This is a genomic window from Photobacterium sp. BZF1, assembly GCF_014349205.1.
Taxonomy (GTDB): Bacteria; Pseudomonadota; Gammaproteobacteria; order Enterobacterales; family Vibrionaceae; genus Photobacterium.
Window position 1 is genome coordinate 1 of record NZ_JACSOF010000146.1, and the last position, 17,239, is coordinate 17,239.

Here is a 17,239-nt window from a genome sequence, read left to right on the forward strand (position 1 = left end):
ACACAGGAATATGATATGATTAATATACCTCAAATGAAATTAGGTATTGTCGCTGTAAGTCGTGATTGTTTTCCTATTTCACTATCTGAAATGCGCCGTAAAGCTGTTGTTGGATCTTGTGCAGTAAAAGATGTTGAAATCATCGAACTACAGACCATTATCGAAAATGAAAATGATACGGTGAAAGCGTTAGAAGAGGCGGCTGAACTTGGCATCAACTCTCTGGTGATTTATTTGGGTAACTTTGGTCCTGAGGGACCGCTAACCCAGATGGCACAGCGCTTTGATGGCTCGGTCATGTTTGCTTCTGCGGCAGAGGAATCAACGTCTTGTCTCGCTGACATGCGCGGCGATGCTTACTGTGGCATGCTGAATGCCTCTTACAGTGCTAACCTGCGCAATATTCGCCCTCATATTCCACCATACCCCGTGGGTACACCGGATGAAGTGGCAGAAATGATCAAAGATTTCGTACCGGTAGCCCGTACTATTCTGGGTCTAAAAAGCTTGAAGATCTTTAGCTTTGGTCCTCGCCCGCATGATTTCGTTGCCTGTAATGCGCCGATCAAGGCGCTGTTTGATCTAGGTATCGAAATTATGGAAAACAGCGAGCTCGATCTGCTGGATCTTTACCAGCAGGCGGAAGGCCACCCTGATATTCCAGCCATAATTGAAGATATGGAAAAAGAGCTGGGTGACAACAACCCGTACCCGGATCTTCTTCCAAAGCTTGCCCAGTATGAAGTCGCGCTGCTTGAGTTCCACAAGAATAATCTAGGTGCTTCGACGTTTGGTATTTTTGCCAACAAGTGCTGGCCTTCATTCGAGAAGTTCTTCGGATTCGTCCCGTGTTATGTCAATGCACGTTTGGCTGAGCGTGGTATTCCGGTTGCTTGTGAAGTCGATATCTACGGCGCCCTATCAGAGTATATGATCACCTGTGCGACTAACCACCCAGCAACCCTTTTGGATATCAACAATACCGTGCCGAAAGATATGGTTGAGAAGAATGCTGAAACTCTGGGTGATTATACCGAGAAAGATCTGTTTATGGGCTTCCACTGTGGTAATACCGCCCCTAGTTGCATGAAGAACTCTCAATTGCGCTTCCAGAAAATCATGCATAGCCTGATGGAGCCAGGCCAAGCCCCTGATATCACCCGTGGTACGCTTGAAGGGCAAATCAAAGCGGGTGAGGTAACCTTGTTCCGCTTACAGTCTACGGCAGATACCAAGCTGCGCTCTTATGTGGCACAGGGCGATATCTTGGACATCGATCCAGAGTCGTTTGGCTCAATTGCGGTGTTTGCTATTCCTGAAATGCAGCGTTTCTACCGCCATGTACTGGTTCAGAAGCGTTACCCACACCATGCAGGCATTGCATTTGGCCATGTTGGTAAGACTCTGTATCAAGTTCTAGACCTACTGGGTGTGACGGATATTGATTACAACCAACCGAAAGAAGAGCGTTACCCGAACGAAATACCAAGTGTTTTCCTTGGCTAAGTTTGGTTGAGAAGATAAACAAAGGGAGCCGAATGGCTCCCTGCTACTTTGTATGGGGTTACTTAGCTGAAAGGAGTATCTTCCTGACGATATCAAGGGAGAGATCACCGCTCTCTGAAAGCGCGGTCATGCCTAGGTTCTCAAGGTTTTTAATTACTTTCTCAATGCCTTCTTCATCAATCCCGTAGTGAGATAGGTGAGTGACAATATCAAGGGAGTTAAAAAAGGCTTCGGTGTTATCTATCGCCTTGGTGATCTTTTCATCATCCGTGCCAGTGTGGATATCCCATACCCGCTCTGCATATTGAATCAATTTGTCGCGTTTGTGATCGCGTCTTTCCCGCAGAAGATGCGGCAGGACAATCGCCAGCGTACGACCATGGGCAATGTCAAACAAAGCGGTAAGCTCATGGCCAATCATGTGGGTTGACCAGTCCTGGGGAACGCCAGCGCCAATCGTTCCATTAAGGGCACTGGTGGCTGACCAGATGAAGTTCTTCCTAGCTTCAATATCGTCGTTGTCTTGATAGGTAACGGGGCCGATTTCAAGTAAAGTTTTCAATATCCCTTCTGCGGTGCGGTCCTGTACCATTGCCTGTGTCGGAACCGTTAGATATTGCTCTATAACGTGGATAAAGGCATCGGCCACACCATTAGCAATCTGCTCTTTGGGTAGGGTGAGCGTTAGATCCGGATCCAAGAAAGAGAAGGTCGGGAAGGTGAGGGGCGACATAAACACCATTTTTTGACCATTAAGGGTAACAACGCCGCCCATGTTCATTTCCGAGCCCGTGGCCGGTAGGGTAACGATACAGCCCAAGGGCAATGCCGATTCGGTCGGAACAGGTGTAAATCCGTTAAACAATATATTCTGGTGCTCGTCACTGGCATAGTTGGCAGCCAGGGCAATAAATTTGGTGCCATCCATGACAGAACCACCACCGACGGCCAGAAGAAAATCAACATCATGTTGTTTGGCGAGCTTGGTGGCTTCCATCAAGGTTTCAAATTTCGGGTTGGCTTCGATACCTCCAAATTCGATGACTTCACGCTGTCCTAGCGCTTCAACTACGTTATCGATCGTGCCAAATTTTTTCGCACTTTGGCCACCAAATGTCACCATCACTTTAGCGCTGGGTGGAACAAGCTTATCTAACTCCTCAAGCCTATTCTGACCAAAGACAATATGGGTTGGATTGTAATAGTCGAAATCAAGCATCTCTTCCCTCCGGGTGATAAACGATTATCAGGGATCGTTCTCATGTAGTGTATTTGAGTCTACCTGCTTTAAAGCTAACGATTGGTAGCCAAATGTGCCAAGGCGCTGGCGGAACGTGCCAGATCTAAATGTAGATGGTTTTTGCACTCATATAAAAAAGGCCTCCACTAGGGAGGCCGGAACATCCAAACTCATCGGGGTTAAGTTTTTCAGGAGTCAGGAGTGGATGAAAAAGTGGATTACCACCACATATCTATTTGGGCACCAACGATGACATCGCTGTCTTTGGTTGGGTTACCGCCAGAAACACCTTCAGAGCCTTGGATATAGGTAGCAAGTAGGCGGATTTCAGGTGCAGGGCCAAAGCCGGTATCAACCGTCCAAGTAGGCGCAATAGTCGCTTTGTATGTTGCATCATCGGCAATAGAGCTGTCGGTATAGCCAAACTCAGAGGCGATCACAAAGTTATCGATTGACGGCATGGTGTAGACAGGGCGAACCATGGCGTACCAATATGAGTAATCTTTTTCTCCATCGCTGCTGCGGATGGTGTTAATCCCATCGTAGTCTGTGTACTCATAACCAACGGCAGGGAAAAACAACCAGTCACCGGCAAACAAGCCACCGTAGGCTTGAATACGGACTGAGATGTCATCATCTTTGACTTTGGTCATTTCGCCTTGGTTATCGCCACTGAATGCGTAGCTGCCTGGGCTAAAAGCGTTGTAGTTGGTAAAGGTGCGCCCAAGCATCGCTCCTGAGCCCAGACCCATACCTGTTTGTAGCGAGACAGTCGAGAAACCTTCGCCAAGGGCAAAGAAGCCTTCTGGGTTGTAGGCGATATTGGCTTCAACACCACTGGTCGCATACTCATCACCGTTGACATTGTCAGCCATGTATTTTGCCAAGGCCTCGATTCGCCATTGGCCGTAATCGGCACGGACATGCAGGGCATGCAGCATTTCATTTAGTTTGGCATTGTCGTTTGAGGTTTCAGACTGGTTACTTGCAATGTAGGCAAAATCCCAAGCTCCATTACCAAGCTCCATGTTTTGTACACCGACACCGGTACCAGAGTAGTCGGTATAGAAAAAGTCGGTCATGAAGATATAGTTATCGCGGCCGTAGTAGCGCTGGCCACCCCAAAGTGTGCCAGAGGATGTGACACCGTCAAACTCAACAAAAGCTTCAATAAGGCCAGTTGCTTTTCCATCGATATTGGCAAAGCCGTTACTGCCATTACCGTTAGGGTTATCTTGACCTAGACGAGCATTGATGCGCACGCTCTTATCGCTTTCTGACCAGTCCCAGCGGTTCATAAAAGCCAACTCCCAAAAGTCATCAGCTTCTAGACCTAAGCGGCCTAGGGTTTCTTTTTGTCCTGCATATGGGACTTGGGTGAAGTCGTTGCTTGCACTGGAAAAAACGCCAGCTCGTGCATAGCCATGAAATTCAAAATCCATGGTTGCTTCTTCTGCCTGTACGGCAGGTATGGACATAACAGTAAGGCCTACAGCAGCCAAAGCTTTAGTAACAGCAGATAGTTTCATTAATGATGCTCCATTCCATTGTTTTATAGGTTTTCTGGTTGTGTACAGAGTGTTGGCAGTAAACAAAATAATTCGACAGGGGAAACTATAAGGTGAATGAATAATGATTTTGAGTGATGTTTGTCACGTGGGTTTGGAATATTTGGTGATGTTAATCACTGATGTTAATTAACATAAACTTAAATAATAAATTCTGTAATTTGTGTAATAAATATTTTTGTTGATAGCGTTTATTTGATTTCTTTTATCTTTTTTTATTTTTATATTTCGTTTTTTTGTTAGTGTTAACGACCTGTTATGGCTGTCACATTTGTTGCCTTGACGAAATTTCAATCACACTACAACAATATATTTGTCTTCCACTGTGAACCATTTGTGCTCTGTACCTTTAAGCGAATGGCCAACAGAAAATTAAAATCTATCAATAAATAAAATGGAGTTACCCAAATATGCTGAAAACTCATATGAAGGGAAAATATATTGCAACATCAATCTGTGCTGGACTCATGCTGTCATCCGCTGCATTTGCAGATACCACTGTACGTATGCTACATATCGAAACTGATCCGAATGTGCTCGGTGTGTGGAATGAAATTGCCCAAGATTTTGAGGCTGCCAATCCGGGCATTGAGGTGAAAATTGAGTTCCTTGAAAACGAGGCATTCAAGGCAAAACTCCCAACTCTGTTGCAGTCACGCCAGCGACCAGATGTGTTCTACAGCTGGGGGGGCGGCAACTTCCAAGTTCGCGCCGAGGCTGGATTGCTAGAGGATATGGGTAATTACTCAAAAGGTATGCAGGCTAACTTGTCTGATGCGGGCATGAATGCCTTCAAATACCAAGACCATCAATATGGTGTGCCTTACATGGTGAGTCAGGTTGGCTTTTGGTACAACAAGGCGTTGTTTGCCAAAGCTGGGGTGAATGCGGACGAGATCGAAAGCTGGGATGATTTTCTGGCGGCGATCGATAAGCTGAAACAATCAGGTATTACCCCTATCGCGGTTGGTGGGGCGGACAAGTGGCCGATGCACTTCTATTGGAGCTACTTGGCAATGCGAGCAGGCGGTCAGCAGGGCTTCGAGTCGGCGATGCGTGATGAAGGTGATGCGTTTGCCAGTGCACCATTCATCCGTGCTGGTGAAGAGCTGCAACGTTTAGCAGCACTGGAACCGTTTCAGTCTGGCTTCATGGCTGCGGGTTACGGCGAAGCAGCAGGCTTGTTCGGTGATCACAAGGCTGCGATGCACCTGATGGGCGATTGGGATTATAACTATCAGGCTCAGCAGTCAGTATCGGGTAAAGGCGTTGAGGATAAAGACCTTGGTTGGTTGAACTTCCCGGCACTGAAAGAGGCTGATGGTAATGCCTCAGATACACTGGGCGGGATCAACGGGTTTGCTTTTGCCAAAGGCGCAAAACCTGAATCAGCGAAATGGATGGAGTTTTTCCTCAATGAGCAGAGCCAAACTAAACTGGCGGCTATTGATCAGATCATTCCTGTCGCTAAAGGGGCAGATGCTGGCTTGCAAAACCCGTTCAAACAACAAATTGCCCAGAATATTGGTAATGCCAGCTGGCACCAGGTTTTTTTCGACCAGGCGCTAGGTGCCGATGTCGGTGGCGTCGTTAACGATATCTCTGTGGGTATTGTGACGGGTGACTTATCACCAGAAGAAGCGGCAGAGCAAGTGCAAGAAGCTTGGGAAATGCGTTAATTTTCGCTGGCTAATTCAATAAGAAATAAGTCATTGTGATAAAGGGCAGGATTATGCTCTGGGGTAGTCCTGCCCAATTTTAAGTAAATGGAGTTATCATGAGCGAGCAGTTAGCAAGCTTGCCACCGAAAAAAGAACCTTTTTCTTTTTCCGCTTGGCTGAGTAAGCATAATCATGGCAATCGGTTATTATCATTAATAATATTCCTGCCGCCTGCGTTATTATTGTTTACGATATTTGTTATTTTACCTTTGGGCGAAGCGGCGTATTACAGCTTTTTTAAATGGAACGGCTACGGTGTTCCTACTAATTTTATTGGCTTTGATAATTATACGCGATTATTCAAGCACAGCGCTTTTGAAACAGCTTCGTTAAATACACTTAAGATCATTGTGGTCTCACTGGTTATTCAGCTCCCTCTGGCACTGGTTGTGGCGCTGAATATTTACAAGAAAAGCTGGAGTAACAGTGTCTTCCGGTTAATTTTCTTTTTGCCATATATCCTCGCTGAGGTGGTCGCTGGCCTGATCTGGCGCTTTGTATTTGATGGCGATTACGGGGTGATGGCTGGCATGGCGGAAACCCTTGGCACTGAACCTTGGTATATCTTGGCCGATCGCGAGTGGGCGTTTACCGCGATATTGGTGGTGATTGTGTGGAAATACTTTGGTTTCCATATGATGATCTACATTGCAGCTTTGCAAGGGGTTCCCAAAGATCTCACTGAAGCCGCCAAGCTAGATGGCGCTTCGCGATTGCAAACCATCAGGCACGTCAAAATTCCCCTTATTATATCTGGGATAAAAGTATCGGTTTTCTTCAGTATCCTTGGCGCATTACAGACCTTTGACCTCATCATGCCGCTTACCGGTGGCGGACCTTCGCACTCAAGCCATTCCTTGGTGACCTATTTGTATACCTTCGGTATTACCCGGATGAACGTTGGCTTCGGTAGTGCGGTGGGTGTCGTTCTGTTCTTGGCCTGTGTCATTTTTGCCTTTACTTACCAAAACACCATCCAGAAAGAGCGGGGTTAAAACAATGACCATGATAAAAGTAAATAGAGTGGAATGGCTCCGGATCATATTTTTGATGCTGGTGGCTGGGTTCGTCTTGTTTCCCATGGTTGCGACCTTGTTTGGTGGTTTCAAGAGTCTGGGGGAGCTTCGTACCAACCCGTTTGGTATCCCGATGGAGTGGGAGTTTGAACACTACCAAGCGATTTTTGCTGATGGTTCAATTTGGCGGCTAATGAAAAACTCATTGGTGATTGCAGGTTTGTCGGTATTGCTGACCTTGCTGGTTGGAACCATGACCGCATTTACCTTTTCCCATATCAAATTTGCCGGCTACCGCTATGTGTACAGCTACTTCTTGATGGGGATGATGTTCCCGGCCGCTGCCGCTATCTTGCCGCTGTTTTTGAAGATCAGGGATCTCCAGCTGCTGGATACCTTGCCGGGGATCGTGATCCCCCAAGTGGCCTTCGGTTTGGGCTTTAGTATCTTGCTGTTCCGCACCTTCTTTGAGCAACTGCCGAAAGAATTGTTCGATGCGGCACGTGTCGATGGCTGTAGCTACATGCGGTTTTATTGGCATGTCATTTTGCCATTATCGACACCGATCTTAGCGACTGTCGGCGTGTTTGTGTTGGTCGGTAGCTGGAACAACTACCTATTGCCGTTGTTGGTGTTAAACAGTGATGAAATGTACCCATGGACATTGGGCATCATGCAGTACCGCGGCGAGTACGGTATCGCATGGAACAAAATTTTGGCATATGTCTCGGTGACTATTACGCCGGCGATTGCTTTCTTCTTATTGGCTCAGAAATACATTGTTGCCGGCCTGACCGGTGGAGCTGTCAAAGGTTAAGTGCACATTAAAGGACAAAGGAAAACATTATGGCGTCTGTTGAATTTAAACATATCGATAAGATTTATCCGGGCAATGTGCACATTGTGAAGGATTTCAACCTAAGGATTGAAGACGGTGAGTTCATTGTCTTTCTGGGACCATCAGGTTGTGGTAAGTCGACAACTTTGCGAATGCTTGCTGGCCTTGAAGATATCTCCGGCGGTGAAATAATGATTGGCGATAAAGTGGTTAACGATCTTGAGCCTAAGGACAGGGATATCGCGATGGTATTCCAAAGCTACGCGTTATACCCGCATATGACGGTTTACGAAAACATTGCATTTGCATTGAAACTTAGCGGGTTTGATAAAAAGGAGATTGAGCAGAAGGTTAGGCCTGTTGCCGATATGCTGCAATTGACCCCGCTACTGGAGCGCAAGCCTAAAGCACTATCTGGCGGCCAGCGCCAGCGGGTAGCGATGGGGCGGGCGATGGTACGCACGCCTGAAGTGTTCTTGTTCGATGAGCCACTCTCTAACCTCGATGCCAAGCTGCGAAATTCTATGCGCAGCGAAATTAAGGCGATGCATAAGAAGCTAAACAAGACCACCATCTATGTTACCCATGATCAGGTGGAAGCCATGACCTTGGCAGACCGAATCGTGATTTTACGTGATGGCAAGGTTGAGCAAGTGGGCACGCCATACGAGATTTACCATAATCCAGCGAACAAATTTGTTGCAGGCTTTATTGGTAGCCCGACCATGAACCTGCTACCGGTATCGCTTGAGCAAGGCCAAGGTTGGAAGTTGGATTTGCAAGGCCAGGAAATCCCGCTAGTAGGTGAGGTTGAGGGGAATATCGAGCTTGGTCAGCATGTCGTAATGGGGATCAGGCCGAGTGATATTCACCTGACTCCTGCGACCTTGTCGGTTCCGGTTGAGGTGAAGGGGCTAGTGGTGCAATCAGAACTATTGGGTTCGACCGTTCAGCTAACCTGCCAAATTGGCGACTATCAGTTGGTAGTTGAAGCGGCCTCAACAGAGCTTATCGAGGAAGGGGTTGAGCGTTCTTTGTATCTTGATAGCTCCCAACTACACTTGTTTGACGATGAAAGTGGCCGCTCAATCTATACCGCGACAGCTATCGATAAAGTTGACAGCACGCCGCAAACCGTTGCGCTTGCTTAGCTCATAATGTTAGCTCGCAAAGTTAATCTGCAATAATAAAGAAAGCCCCCAGCCATAAGCTGGGGGCATTGAAAGAAAAATCGGAATAAGCGCTATTGCTTGCTAACCCGGTAGTCTTTAGGTGTCAGATCGAGGTTCTTTTTGAATACCGTATACATGTATTGCAACGAAGGGTAGCCACACAGCGAGGCAATTTCGACAATAGGCAGCTCGGTCGAGGCCAGTAAATGGCAGGCGCGGTGAAGTTTTGAGTTATGGATCTCTTGGTGGATCGAATGTCCACGCTCTTCTTTGAAGCGAGCTTCCAGATTGGATCGAGATACTCCGACGAAACTCAAGACTTGTTCAACCTTGATCCCCTTACAGGCATTGTGGCGAATATAGTGCATGGCTTGGATCACATAAGGATCTTTTAATGCCTGAAAGTCTGTACTTTGCCTTTCAAACACTTGTGTCGGTGGAATAATCACCCTTGCTGGTGAAGCAGGAGGCGTAGCCTGAGGGTTGGTCAACTGGCCGTGAAGCAACTTGGCCGCGCGATAGCCCATTGATTTACAGCCCTGGCCCACTGAACTCAGTGACACGCGGGTGAGGTAGCGGGCGAGTTCTTCGTTATCAATACCGATCACGGCGATTTTGTCAGGTACCATCAAATTGAGGTGATCACAGACTTGAAGCAGGTGACGAGCACGGGAATCGGTTACGGCTATAATACCGGTTGGTGTAGGCAGGCGTTGAAGCCAGTCAGCAAGGCGGTTCATATCGTATTGCCAAGTCTGCGGGGAGGTTTCATTACCGCGGTAAACGGAGCCGTAATAACCTTCGTCTTTGACGATCTTATTGAAGGCTTTCTCCCGCTCGCTGGCCCAGCGTTTCCCCGGGTGTTCGGGTAGGCCGTAAAACGCAAAGTTCTCCAACCCTTTGTCACGTAAATGATGGAAAGCGGTCTCTACTAAGCTGTGGTTATCGGTCGCGACATACGGGATTTGCGGGTAGTCCTGTTCATTTTGATATGAGCCCCCGACACCAATGATAGGGATATTGAGCTCTGATAAGAAATGCGCAATTTCGGGGTTATCAAAGTCCGCAATGATGCCGTCGCCGACCCAATCCTTGATATTGTCCAAGCGGGTAAGAAAGTCCTCTTCAAGGAAAATATCCCAGTCGCATTGAGTAGCTTGTAGGTATTCTCCAATGCCTTCAATGATTTGCCTGTCATAAACTTTGTTGGCGTTGAACAGCAATGTGATTCGGTATCTTTTATTCATGAGGATTATGATAACTCCTGCTAAAAATCATAAAACGGATACTATCAGTGGTAAAAAGAACACTGTGTGACGTGCCCCTCACTCGTGAAATCAGAGAAATCCGGTAACAAAAAACATAATTGTTCTGAATGCATCGTTTCGCCAGCATGGAGTCATTAAAGTGATTTGATGTCTTAGAAGGAAAACAACATGTTTATCGGTATTGATTTGGGAACCTCCGGTGTCAAAGTGGTTCTGCTAGATGAAAGCGGTCTTATTGTCGGTGCCGAAACGGTGCCATTAACGGTATCTCGCCCTGCGCCTTTGTGGTCCGAGCAAGACCCACAGCATTGGTGGCAAGCTACGGATCAAGCCATTTTGGCACTGCGTGAAAAAGTCGAGCTTTCCAATGTTCGAGCCATCGGCCTATCAGGCCAGATGCACGGTGCGACATTGTTGGACAATGCTGGTGAAGTGCTTCGCCCTGCTATTTTGTGGAATGACGGCCGAAGCTTTGCCGAGTGTGAAGAACTTGAAACGCTGGTTCCAAACAGCCGCGATATTACCGGTAATATCATGATGCCGGGCTTTACCGCGCCTAAGCTGAAGTGGCTGCAACGTTACGAACCTGAGTGTTTTGCCAAAATCGATAAGGTATTACTGCCAAAAGATTACCTACGCTATTGCCTAACAGGCGACTTCGCTTCTGACATGTCTGACTCTGCCGGGACATTGTGGTTGGATGTTGCCAAGCGTGACTGGAGTGATGAACTATTGGCGGCAACAGGTTTAACCCGCCATCACATGCCTGAGCTGTTCGAGGGTTCAGATGTAACAGGTACTTTGTCTCCAGAGCTTGCCCAGCGCTGGGGCATGCCTTGCGTACCTGTTGTGGCTGGTGCTGGTGATAATGCAGCCGGTGCTATCGGGGTAGGTATTACCCAACCGGGTCAAGCTATGATTTCATTGGGTACTTCAGGTGTTTACTTTGCGGTCAGTGACGGATTCCTTGCCAACCCAGAATCGGCTCTTCACAGCTTCTGCCATGCACTACCGGGCACTTGGCATTCTATGTCTGTGATTTTGAGTGCAGCCTCATGTTTGGCTTGGGTAGCAGAGCTAACTCATGCCGAGAGTGTACCGGCATTGCTAGAAGAGGTTGCCGAGCATGCATCTGAAGAGTCAGACGTTATCTTCCTGCCATACCTATCTGGTGAACGTACACCACATAATGACCCAACAGCGAAAGGCGTATTCTTTGGTATGACGCATACTACCAAGCGTGCTGATTTGGGCAAGGCAGTTCTGGAAGGTGTGGGTTTTGCCTTTGCTGACGGTCTGGATGCTTTGCATGCAACAGAGTTGGTCCCAGAGGAAATCTCATTGATTGGCGGAGGTGCTCGCAGCGCTTACTGGCGTCAGATGCTAGCTGATATCTTCGGTAAGGCATTGACCTACAGAGCTGGTGGCGATGTTGGCCCTGCATTGGGTGCAGCTCGCTTAGCTCACTTGGGTGTGGCAGACAAAGCGGTACTATCTGATATCTGCCCAGTGCCAGGACTAGTGCAAGTGCACAAACCGGATTTGGTAAAACATGCGAATTACAGTGCCAAGCGTGAGAAATATCAACAGTTGTACCGCCGTTTAAAAGGCATGTTCTAACCCCCAGAACCAAAGACAGTGCGCTACCTGAACCCGTCAGGTAGCGCACTCATTAAAAGGGGCCCAGAGAGACGGAGATAAACTCTGGTGGGCTTTGCTAAATGTGGCTGTCGATTTAGAAAATAATAAAGATGGCGGCAGCAATAATAGCAACAGTAATAGCGATAGATTTAGCACTCATTAAGATTATCCTTTTGATAAATGATATTGGAAATTAGGCCTTGGCCTTTGAGGCTTATCTTGGTGTCTGGGGCCGTTCCAGAGTCAACCATATTTCACGAAAAAAACGCCACTTGAACCACCAAGTGATGTTTTCATCAAGGAGTTAAAATTGCAGAAAAGGATTTTAGGTAAAGCACTAGTCAGCCCGCTTGGCATGGGATGTTGGGCAATAGGCGGGCCATTCTGGGAAGGGGATAAGCCGCTGGGCTGGGGGCAGGTCGACGACAAGGAGTCGATCAGGGCCATTCATGCCGGGCTAGATGCCGGTGTCAATTTTATCGATACGGCAAATATCTACGGAGCCGGTCACAGCGAAGTCGTTCTTGGCAAGGCTATTGCCGGAAGACGCGATCAAGTTGTGTTATCGAGCAAGTTTGGCTTTGATTGCGATGTAGATACCAAGCAGGTACTGGGTGCCTTTTCAAAGCCGAATGAAATAAGGCAAATGCTTGCTAAGAGTTTGCAGCGCTTGGGCACAGATTACTTGGATATCCTGTTTCTTCATATTGGTGACTTACCGATAGAAGAAGCACTTGTAGTGCGTGACACCATGGATGAACTGGTGCAAGAAGGCAAAATCAATGCTTTTGGTTGGAGTACAGATCTTACCGACAGAGCCGAGTGCTTTGCCCAAAGTCCTGATTGCGCCGCGATCCAGTTTGAACAGAATGTCTTTAACCCTAATTTGGCAATGACCACGCTGTGCGAGAATCATCGTTTGGCAGCAATAAATCGAGGGCCATTGGCAATGGGGCTATTAAGTGGAAAATATAGCTCGGGGTTAGCGCTGAGTGACAGTGATATTCGTAAAGTATCACCCGATTGGCTGACGTATTTCAAAGACGGCAAGGCTGCACCAGAGCTTGTAGCCCGTTTGGATGCGATCCGCGACATCTTAACCAGCAACGGACGGACTTTGACGCAAGGCGCGCTTGCGTGGCTATGGGCGGTGAGCCCAAATAATATTCCTATTCCAGGCTTTAGAACGGTTGAGCAGATCACGCTGAATGCTGAGGCGATGGAAAAGGGGGCGTTGGCCCAAGACCAGTTAGCCGAGATCGCTTTATTACTGAATGACCGCGTTGTTCCGGTTTGAGGATTTCATTAACAATTCAGTATGCTAATGCCGAGAATTTATCTCGGCATTTTTCTTTGAGTTAAACGAAAAGGATGCTCTCCGCCAAGCAATAGAGTTGTTGCTTTATAGATCAAAGGGGAATGTATGGATTTGCGGATATGCTACTCCCATCACTGTTTATTAACTTGAAACAAAATTGTGACTAGCCCCAGCATCCCTCGTCATGTTTAAATTGCACAATATTCAAAAGAAAAAATGAAAATAATATTCAGGGATTAACATGGTGACAATGAAAAGAGCAGCTGCAGGGATAGCAATGGCCTTTTTGTCGCTCTCAGCAGCGGCTTCAAATACGCTTTCCGATACAAGGAGTGTAGGGATGGGGGGTGTTGGCGTTGCATCGGCCAACTACCTGACCGCAAGTTTTCATAATCCGGCGCTAGCTACCCAGAACAAGACCCATGATCGTTTTGGTATGATCCTTCCTGTAGTAGGCGCGCGAGTTTATGATGGTGATGATCTTCATGATCGGGTGGATGCATTCCAGGATTTGAATGATCAGATCGCTGCTAATCCAGATCTTGAAGAGCAATGGCGTGCGGCTCTGTTAGACCTTGATAATGAACGTATTGATGGTGATGCTAATATTGGTATGGTCATTGCGATTCCTAACCGTGTTGTCAGTACCAACTTTTTTGTTTCCTCTCATGCGACAGCAATATTAACCACGGATATCGACGAGAACGATTTAGATAACCATGAGATCGTGAACTCCAATGCCCAAGGTGTCGTAGGGGGAACTGTCGATATAGGTTTTACTTTTGCTAAAGAGTTTATCTTCCTAGATCGCGACCTCAGCCTTGGCATTTCGCCTAAATTCCAACAAATTCTGGCTTATAACTACCAAGATAATATCGATAGTTTCGATGATGATGATTTTGATTTCAGCTCTGATTACGTCGATAAATCTGCATTTAATGCTGATTTGGGTGCAGCTTATGCCCTAAGCCGCAATGTCATGCTGGGGTTAAGTGCTCAGAACCTCTTTTCTCAATCACTGAAAACCAACATCAGTAATGGTACCCAAGCAACTTATGAGGTGAAGACCCAGTACACCGCAGCGATGGCTTATAATCACCCCCGCTTTACTGTTGCGGCAGATGTTGATTTGAACAGCAAGCAACCGTTCAAAGAAAAATCGTATAAAACCCAATTTGCCCGTATTGGACTTGAAGCGGATGCTTGGCGTTTTGCCCAACTGCGCTTGGGTTATATCCACAGCATGACCGACTATGCTGATGACTTAATCACTGCAGGTATTGGCCTGAAGCCATTTGGCAAGTTTGGTTTGGATATTGCCGCACTGTATGGTGATGAAGACAACTACGGTGCCTCTGCCCAGCTAGTGTTCCACTTCTGATAGTATCTCCTGAGCTAGAAGGAAAGACGCTTGTTTCACTGACAACAAGCGTCTTTTTTATGCCCTTTCTTAAGCCATAAGCTCAATTATTTTGAGTGATTCATAAAGCCTTGCTTCTCAAGGTAGTGAAGCACGGTTTCCGAAAAACTAATATGGGATTCACGGGTATATTTCAGGCTGGTGTAGATCTGCGCCAGGTTCTGAACATCAGATGCTTCGATTTTTGCTTTTAGCTCGGGGTATGACATATAACGGTTCCAGCCATCAGTTTCACGCTGGTGATAGATGGCTTGAATTTCTTCATCACTATGGTCGTGGTAGGTTTCGTTGTGAACCAAACCATCCAGCGGGAGGCGATCTCTGGTTTCCGGTGTTTCATCTGCGTATCCCAAAGAGTAGCCGACCACGGGGACGACACCTGGTGGGAGTTCTAAAATCTCACCGATTTTGTCACAGTTAGCCAACGTTGAACCCATATAGCAAAGCCCCAATCCCTTGGCTTCGGCGGCAATAGCGACATTTTGCGACACTAATGTTGCATCAATAGCGGCAATCATGAAGCTCATGAAATTGTCAAAGTTGGGTTTGGCGTCGTTTAGCGCCAGCCATTTCTTCATTCGTCTGAAATCGGCACAAAAGGTGAGCAATACTGGGGCATCAACTACCATATTCTGCTGCATATGCGGTTCGAACAACGACTCTCGGCGGGCCTTGTCTTTAGTCACAATGATGGAATATGACTGCATGTTGCCGGAAGATGATGCCCTTATCCCAGCTTGTAGGACCTCATTAAGTACATCATCGTTTATCGATTGATCGGTATATTGGCGAATAGAGCGGTGCGAGTGAAGATGAGAGAGAATATCCACAGTGTGTCCTTACAGCGTGATGGAAAAACAAAACAAGCACCTGGTGATGCTTGGTACGGATAATTTAATGGAAAAAGGGCCATTTTGTAAGAGGACTTTAAATACATATTGTTCAAAAGTTGATGAATTTTTTTCTTTAGACATTGAGCGAATAAGCAAAAATAACGCCTTTACTGTAGTTATTTTTTACGTAATTCACGCAAAGCGATTTCAATCTGAAAGATGTAGCACGAAAAATACACTAAATTAACAATATTAATTTTAATTGCCATCCCATTTAATTGCATTGCGTCTGTTAGTTGGTGGTAATAAAAATTACTGGAAGCATAAAAATACAGTTAATTCTTATTAACTGCATTCCAAATGTTATGCAAAAATATTGTCAGTTTTCGGTAGGAAAAATGATCATCATCACATTAAAAACCAATACATATGGTGGTAAGTATCCCATCATTTAAATGTAAACAATGCGTTACTGAGTATTCTATTAAACTAGAAGTATAAGGGTGCAAGGGAATGAATAAGGTTTTTGTTTTAGGCGTAGTTGTCTTAGGTTTGTTTGGTTGTGGTGGTGATTCTGGCGGTGGTTTTAGTGATGGGTCAGGTAATGGCACTAATTCAGGTTCTGGTTCACAAGAAGAAACTTTTATTGGCAATGGACTGTACATTAAGGAAGAGACAGCATCTTACTTAATAGTTGACTCCGAACGTTCACAAATACCCTTAATTTTCGGTGATTACTCAGAGTCAGGACTTGTGGGGTATACACATATAGGTACCTTTGATAAAGGTGAATTCCTTTCTACTGGGTTATCATGGGCGGAAGACCCGCTGTCAGGTGTACAGGACCTTCCTGAAGAATCATTGGGGGCATATTACAACAATGCTGGAGATAGCATAGCTCTTCATATTGTTAATAACGAGGATGAAATTGTATATCCAGATCTATTAAAAAGAACTTCGCCATCAAGAAGCCTTAATGATATCGAAGGTTTTCATACAAGAATACCTGGCGAGAAAATGACTGATATACAAATTGAAGAGGATGGTACGTTTGTTGCCTTTGGGGCTTGTCGTATAGAAGGTGAGCTTGTGTATAAAGATTTTTATTATTTTATACCCAAAGCTATTGCCACAAACTGTAGCGATATTATTCTTGAGGGTGAATACAGTGGCTTTGCCGTCACTATTAAAACGCCGGAAGAAGATAGTTTCGTAGACGATGTTTTAGTTACCACATTCATTAAGTCTAATGTGGTGATGTCTGCTATTTTTGAGATAGGGAGCAATCCCTAGCAGTTAGGGTGAAGATAAATTATAAGGGGCGCTACTGCCCCTTTGGTTTGTCAATAAAAACCTCAATCTTATTATATGATGAAATAGCTTGTTAAGCTTGATTATAGGTTAACAACACGTAACTAAACAAAGGTTCAAGTGAATAATTAAAATCATAACTGCTACTTAAAATCAACAAGTTGAGAGAGAATTCATGAATGAATGATAAAACCCAAGGTGAAAAGCAGAATGGAGATGTAGATAAGATACTGGAATACTAAGACAAAATTGATCAAAGGAAAGATAAGATTAAAAAATTAACCAAATATAAATTGGCATTTTCTTAGATAATTATTCATAGATTTTCGATTTGAGATTAAATTTATAATCCGCTTGACCTTACTAATCAAAAGCGCATACTGATCT

13 protein-coding genes are annotated in these 17,239 nt (G+C 45.9%); 9 read left to right on the forward strand and 4 right to left on the reverse strand.

Annotated elements, in window-relative coordinates:
* The first annotated feature begins 15 nt into the window (after positions 1–15).
* The gene (locus tag BIZ37_RS24335; protein WP_187463711.1) at positions 16–1,506 is read left to right on the forward strand and encodes an L-fucose/L-arabinose isomerase family protein; all 1,491 of its coding nucleotides are present in this window, start codon (positions 16–18) and stop codon (positions 1,504–1,506) included.
* A gap of 58 nt (positions 1,507–1,564) precedes the next feature.
* Here BIZ37_RS24335 and BIZ37_RS24340 read toward each other — a convergent pair whose 3' ends face one another.
* Positions 1,565–2,725 carry an iron-containing alcohol dehydrogenase gene (locus tag BIZ37_RS24340; RefSeq protein ID WP_187463712.1) on the reverse strand — a complete coding sequence of 387 codons (1,161 nt, stop codon included), beginning with the start codon at positions 2,723–2,725 and terminating at the stop codon, positions 1,565–1,567.
* Positions 2,726–2,964: 239 nt separating this feature from the next.
* The gene (locus BIZ37_RS24345) at positions 2,965–4,275 is read right to left on the reverse strand and encodes a carbohydrate porin (protein WP_187463713.1); all 1,311 of its coding nucleotides are present in this window, start codon (positions 4,273–4,275) and stop codon (positions 2,965–2,967) included.
* Positions 4,276–4,724: 449 nt separating this feature from the next.
* On the opposite strand from BIZ37_RS24345, the gene BIZ37_RS24350 reads away from it, so the two are divergent.
* The 4 genes from BIZ37_RS24350 to BIZ37_RS24365 all read left to right on the forward strand — a co-directional run bounded on the left by BIZ37_RS24350 (position 4,725) and on the right by BIZ37_RS24365 (position 9,040).
* The gene (locus BIZ37_RS24350; protein WP_187463714.1) at positions 4,725–5,993 is read left to right on the forward strand and encodes an extracellular solute-binding protein; all 1,269 of its coding nucleotides are present in this window, start codon (positions 4,725–4,727) and stop codon (positions 5,991–5,993) included.
* A gap of 98 nt (positions 5,994–6,091) precedes the next feature.
* The gene (locus BIZ37_RS24355; protein WP_187463715.1) at positions 6,092–7,030 is read left to right on the forward strand and encodes a carbohydrate ABC transporter permease; all 939 of its coding nucleotides are present in this window, start codon (positions 6,092–6,094) and stop codon (positions 7,028–7,030) included.
* A 4-nt stretch (positions 7,031–7,034) separates the two neighbouring features.
* Positions 7,035–7,868 (forward strand): carbohydrate ABC transporter permease, encoded by an 834-nt coding sequence (locus tag BIZ37_RS24360; RefSeq protein WP_222939811.1) that lies wholly within the window; start codon positions 7,035–7,037, stop codon positions 7,866–7,868.
* A gap of 29 nt (positions 7,869–7,897) precedes the next feature.
* Complete coding sequence (locus tag BIZ37_RS24365; protein WP_187463716.1) at positions 7,898–9,040, forward strand: ABC transporter ATP-binding protein; 1,143 nt, start codon at positions 7,898–7,900, stop codon at positions 9,038–9,040.
* A 92-nt stretch (positions 9,041–9,132) separates the two neighbouring features.
* Here BIZ37_RS24365 and BIZ37_RS24370 read toward each other — a convergent pair whose 3' ends face one another.
* Entirely contained in the window at positions 9,133–10,308 is a 1,176-nt protein-coding gene (locus BIZ37_RS24370) for a DNA-binding transcriptional regulator (RefSeq protein ID WP_187463717.1), read from the reverse strand.
* Between the two features lie 189 nt (positions 10,309–10,497).
* Between BIZ37_RS24370 and xylB the strand changes: the two genes are divergently transcribed.
* From xylB to traF, 3 genes are all read left to right on the forward strand, one after another.
* Positions 10,498–11,949, forward strand: coding sequence for a xylulokinase (gene xylB / locus BIZ37_RS24375; protein WP_187463718.1), 1,452 nt, complete (start codon positions 10,498–10,500; stop codon positions 11,947–11,949).
* Between the two features lie 331 nt (positions 11,950–12,280).
* Positions 12,281–13,267, forward strand: coding sequence for an aldo/keto reductase (locus BIZ37_RS24380; RefSeq protein WP_222939812.1), 987 nt, complete (start codon positions 12,281–12,283; stop codon positions 13,265–13,267).
* A gap of 262 nt (positions 13,268–13,529) precedes the next feature.
* On the forward strand, positions 13,530–14,669 hold the full coding sequence (gene traF, locus BIZ37_RS24385) for a conjugal transfer protein TraF (RefSeq protein WP_222939813.1): 1,140 nt from the start codon (positions 13,530–13,532) through the stop codon (positions 14,667–14,669).
* 86 nt (positions 14,670–14,755) lie between these two features.
* Here traF and BIZ37_RS24390 read toward each other — a convergent pair whose 3' ends face one another.
* A complete protein-coding gene (locus BIZ37_RS24390; protein ID WP_187463720.1) occupies positions 14,756–15,538 on the reverse strand; it encodes a nitroreductase family protein in 783 nt (260 codons plus the stop codon).
* Positions 15,539–16,054: 516 nt separating this feature from the next.
* Between BIZ37_RS24390 and BIZ37_RS24395 the strand changes: the two genes are divergently transcribed.
* Positions 16,055–16,834, forward strand: coding sequence for a hypothetical protein (locus BIZ37_RS24395; RefSeq protein ID WP_187463721.1), 780 nt, complete (start codon positions 16,055–16,057; stop codon positions 16,832–16,834).
* The last annotated feature ends 405 nt before the right edge of the window (positions 16,835–17,239 follow it).

What these genes read in the sequence shown, in the direction of transcription:
- BIZ37_RS24335 (WP_187463711.1), top strand. Translation starts at nt 16, where the DNA reads ATGATTAATATACCTCAAATGAAATTAGGTATTGTCGCTGTAAGTCGT.
- BIZ37_RS24340 (WP_187463712.1), bottom strand. Translation starts at nt 2,725, where the DNA reads ATGCTTGATTTCGACTATTACAATCCAACCCATATTGTCTTTGGTCAG.
- BIZ37_RS24345 (WP_187463713.1), bottom strand. Translation starts at nt 4,275, where the DNA reads ATGAAACTATCTGCTGTTACTAAAGCTTTGGCTGCTGTAGGCCTTACT.
- BIZ37_RS24350 (WP_187463714.1), top strand. Translation starts at nt 4,725, where the DNA reads ATGCTGAAAACTCATATGAAGGGAAAATATATTGCAACATCAATCTGT.
- BIZ37_RS24355 (WP_187463715.1), top strand. Translation starts at nt 6,092, where the DNA reads ATGAGCGAGCAGTTAGCAAGCTTGCCACCGAAAAAAGAACCTTTTTCT.
- BIZ37_RS24360 (WP_222939811.1), top strand. Translation starts at nt 7,035, where the DNA reads ATGACCATGATAAAAGTAAATAGAGTGGAATGGCTCCGGATCATATTT.
- BIZ37_RS24365 (WP_187463716.1), top strand. Translation starts at nt 7,898, where the DNA reads ATGGCGTCTGTTGAATTTAAACATATCGATAAGATTTATCCGGGCAAT.
- BIZ37_RS24370 (WP_187463717.1), bottom strand. Translation starts at nt 10,308, where the DNA reads ATGAATAAAAGATACCGAATCACATTGCTGTTCAACGCCAACAAAGTT.
- xylB (WP_187463718.1), top strand. Translation starts at nt 10,498, where the DNA reads ATGTTTATCGGTATTGATTTGGGAACCTCCGGTGTCAAAGTGGTTCTG.
- traF (WP_222939813.1), top strand. Translation starts at nt 13,530, where the DNA reads ATGGTGACAATGAAAAGAGCAGCTGCAGGGATAGCAATGGCCTTTTTG.
- BIZ37_RS24395 (WP_187463721.1), top strand. Translation starts at nt 16,055, where the DNA reads ATGAATAAGGTTTTTGTTTTAGGCGTAGTTGTCTTAGGTTTGTTTGGT.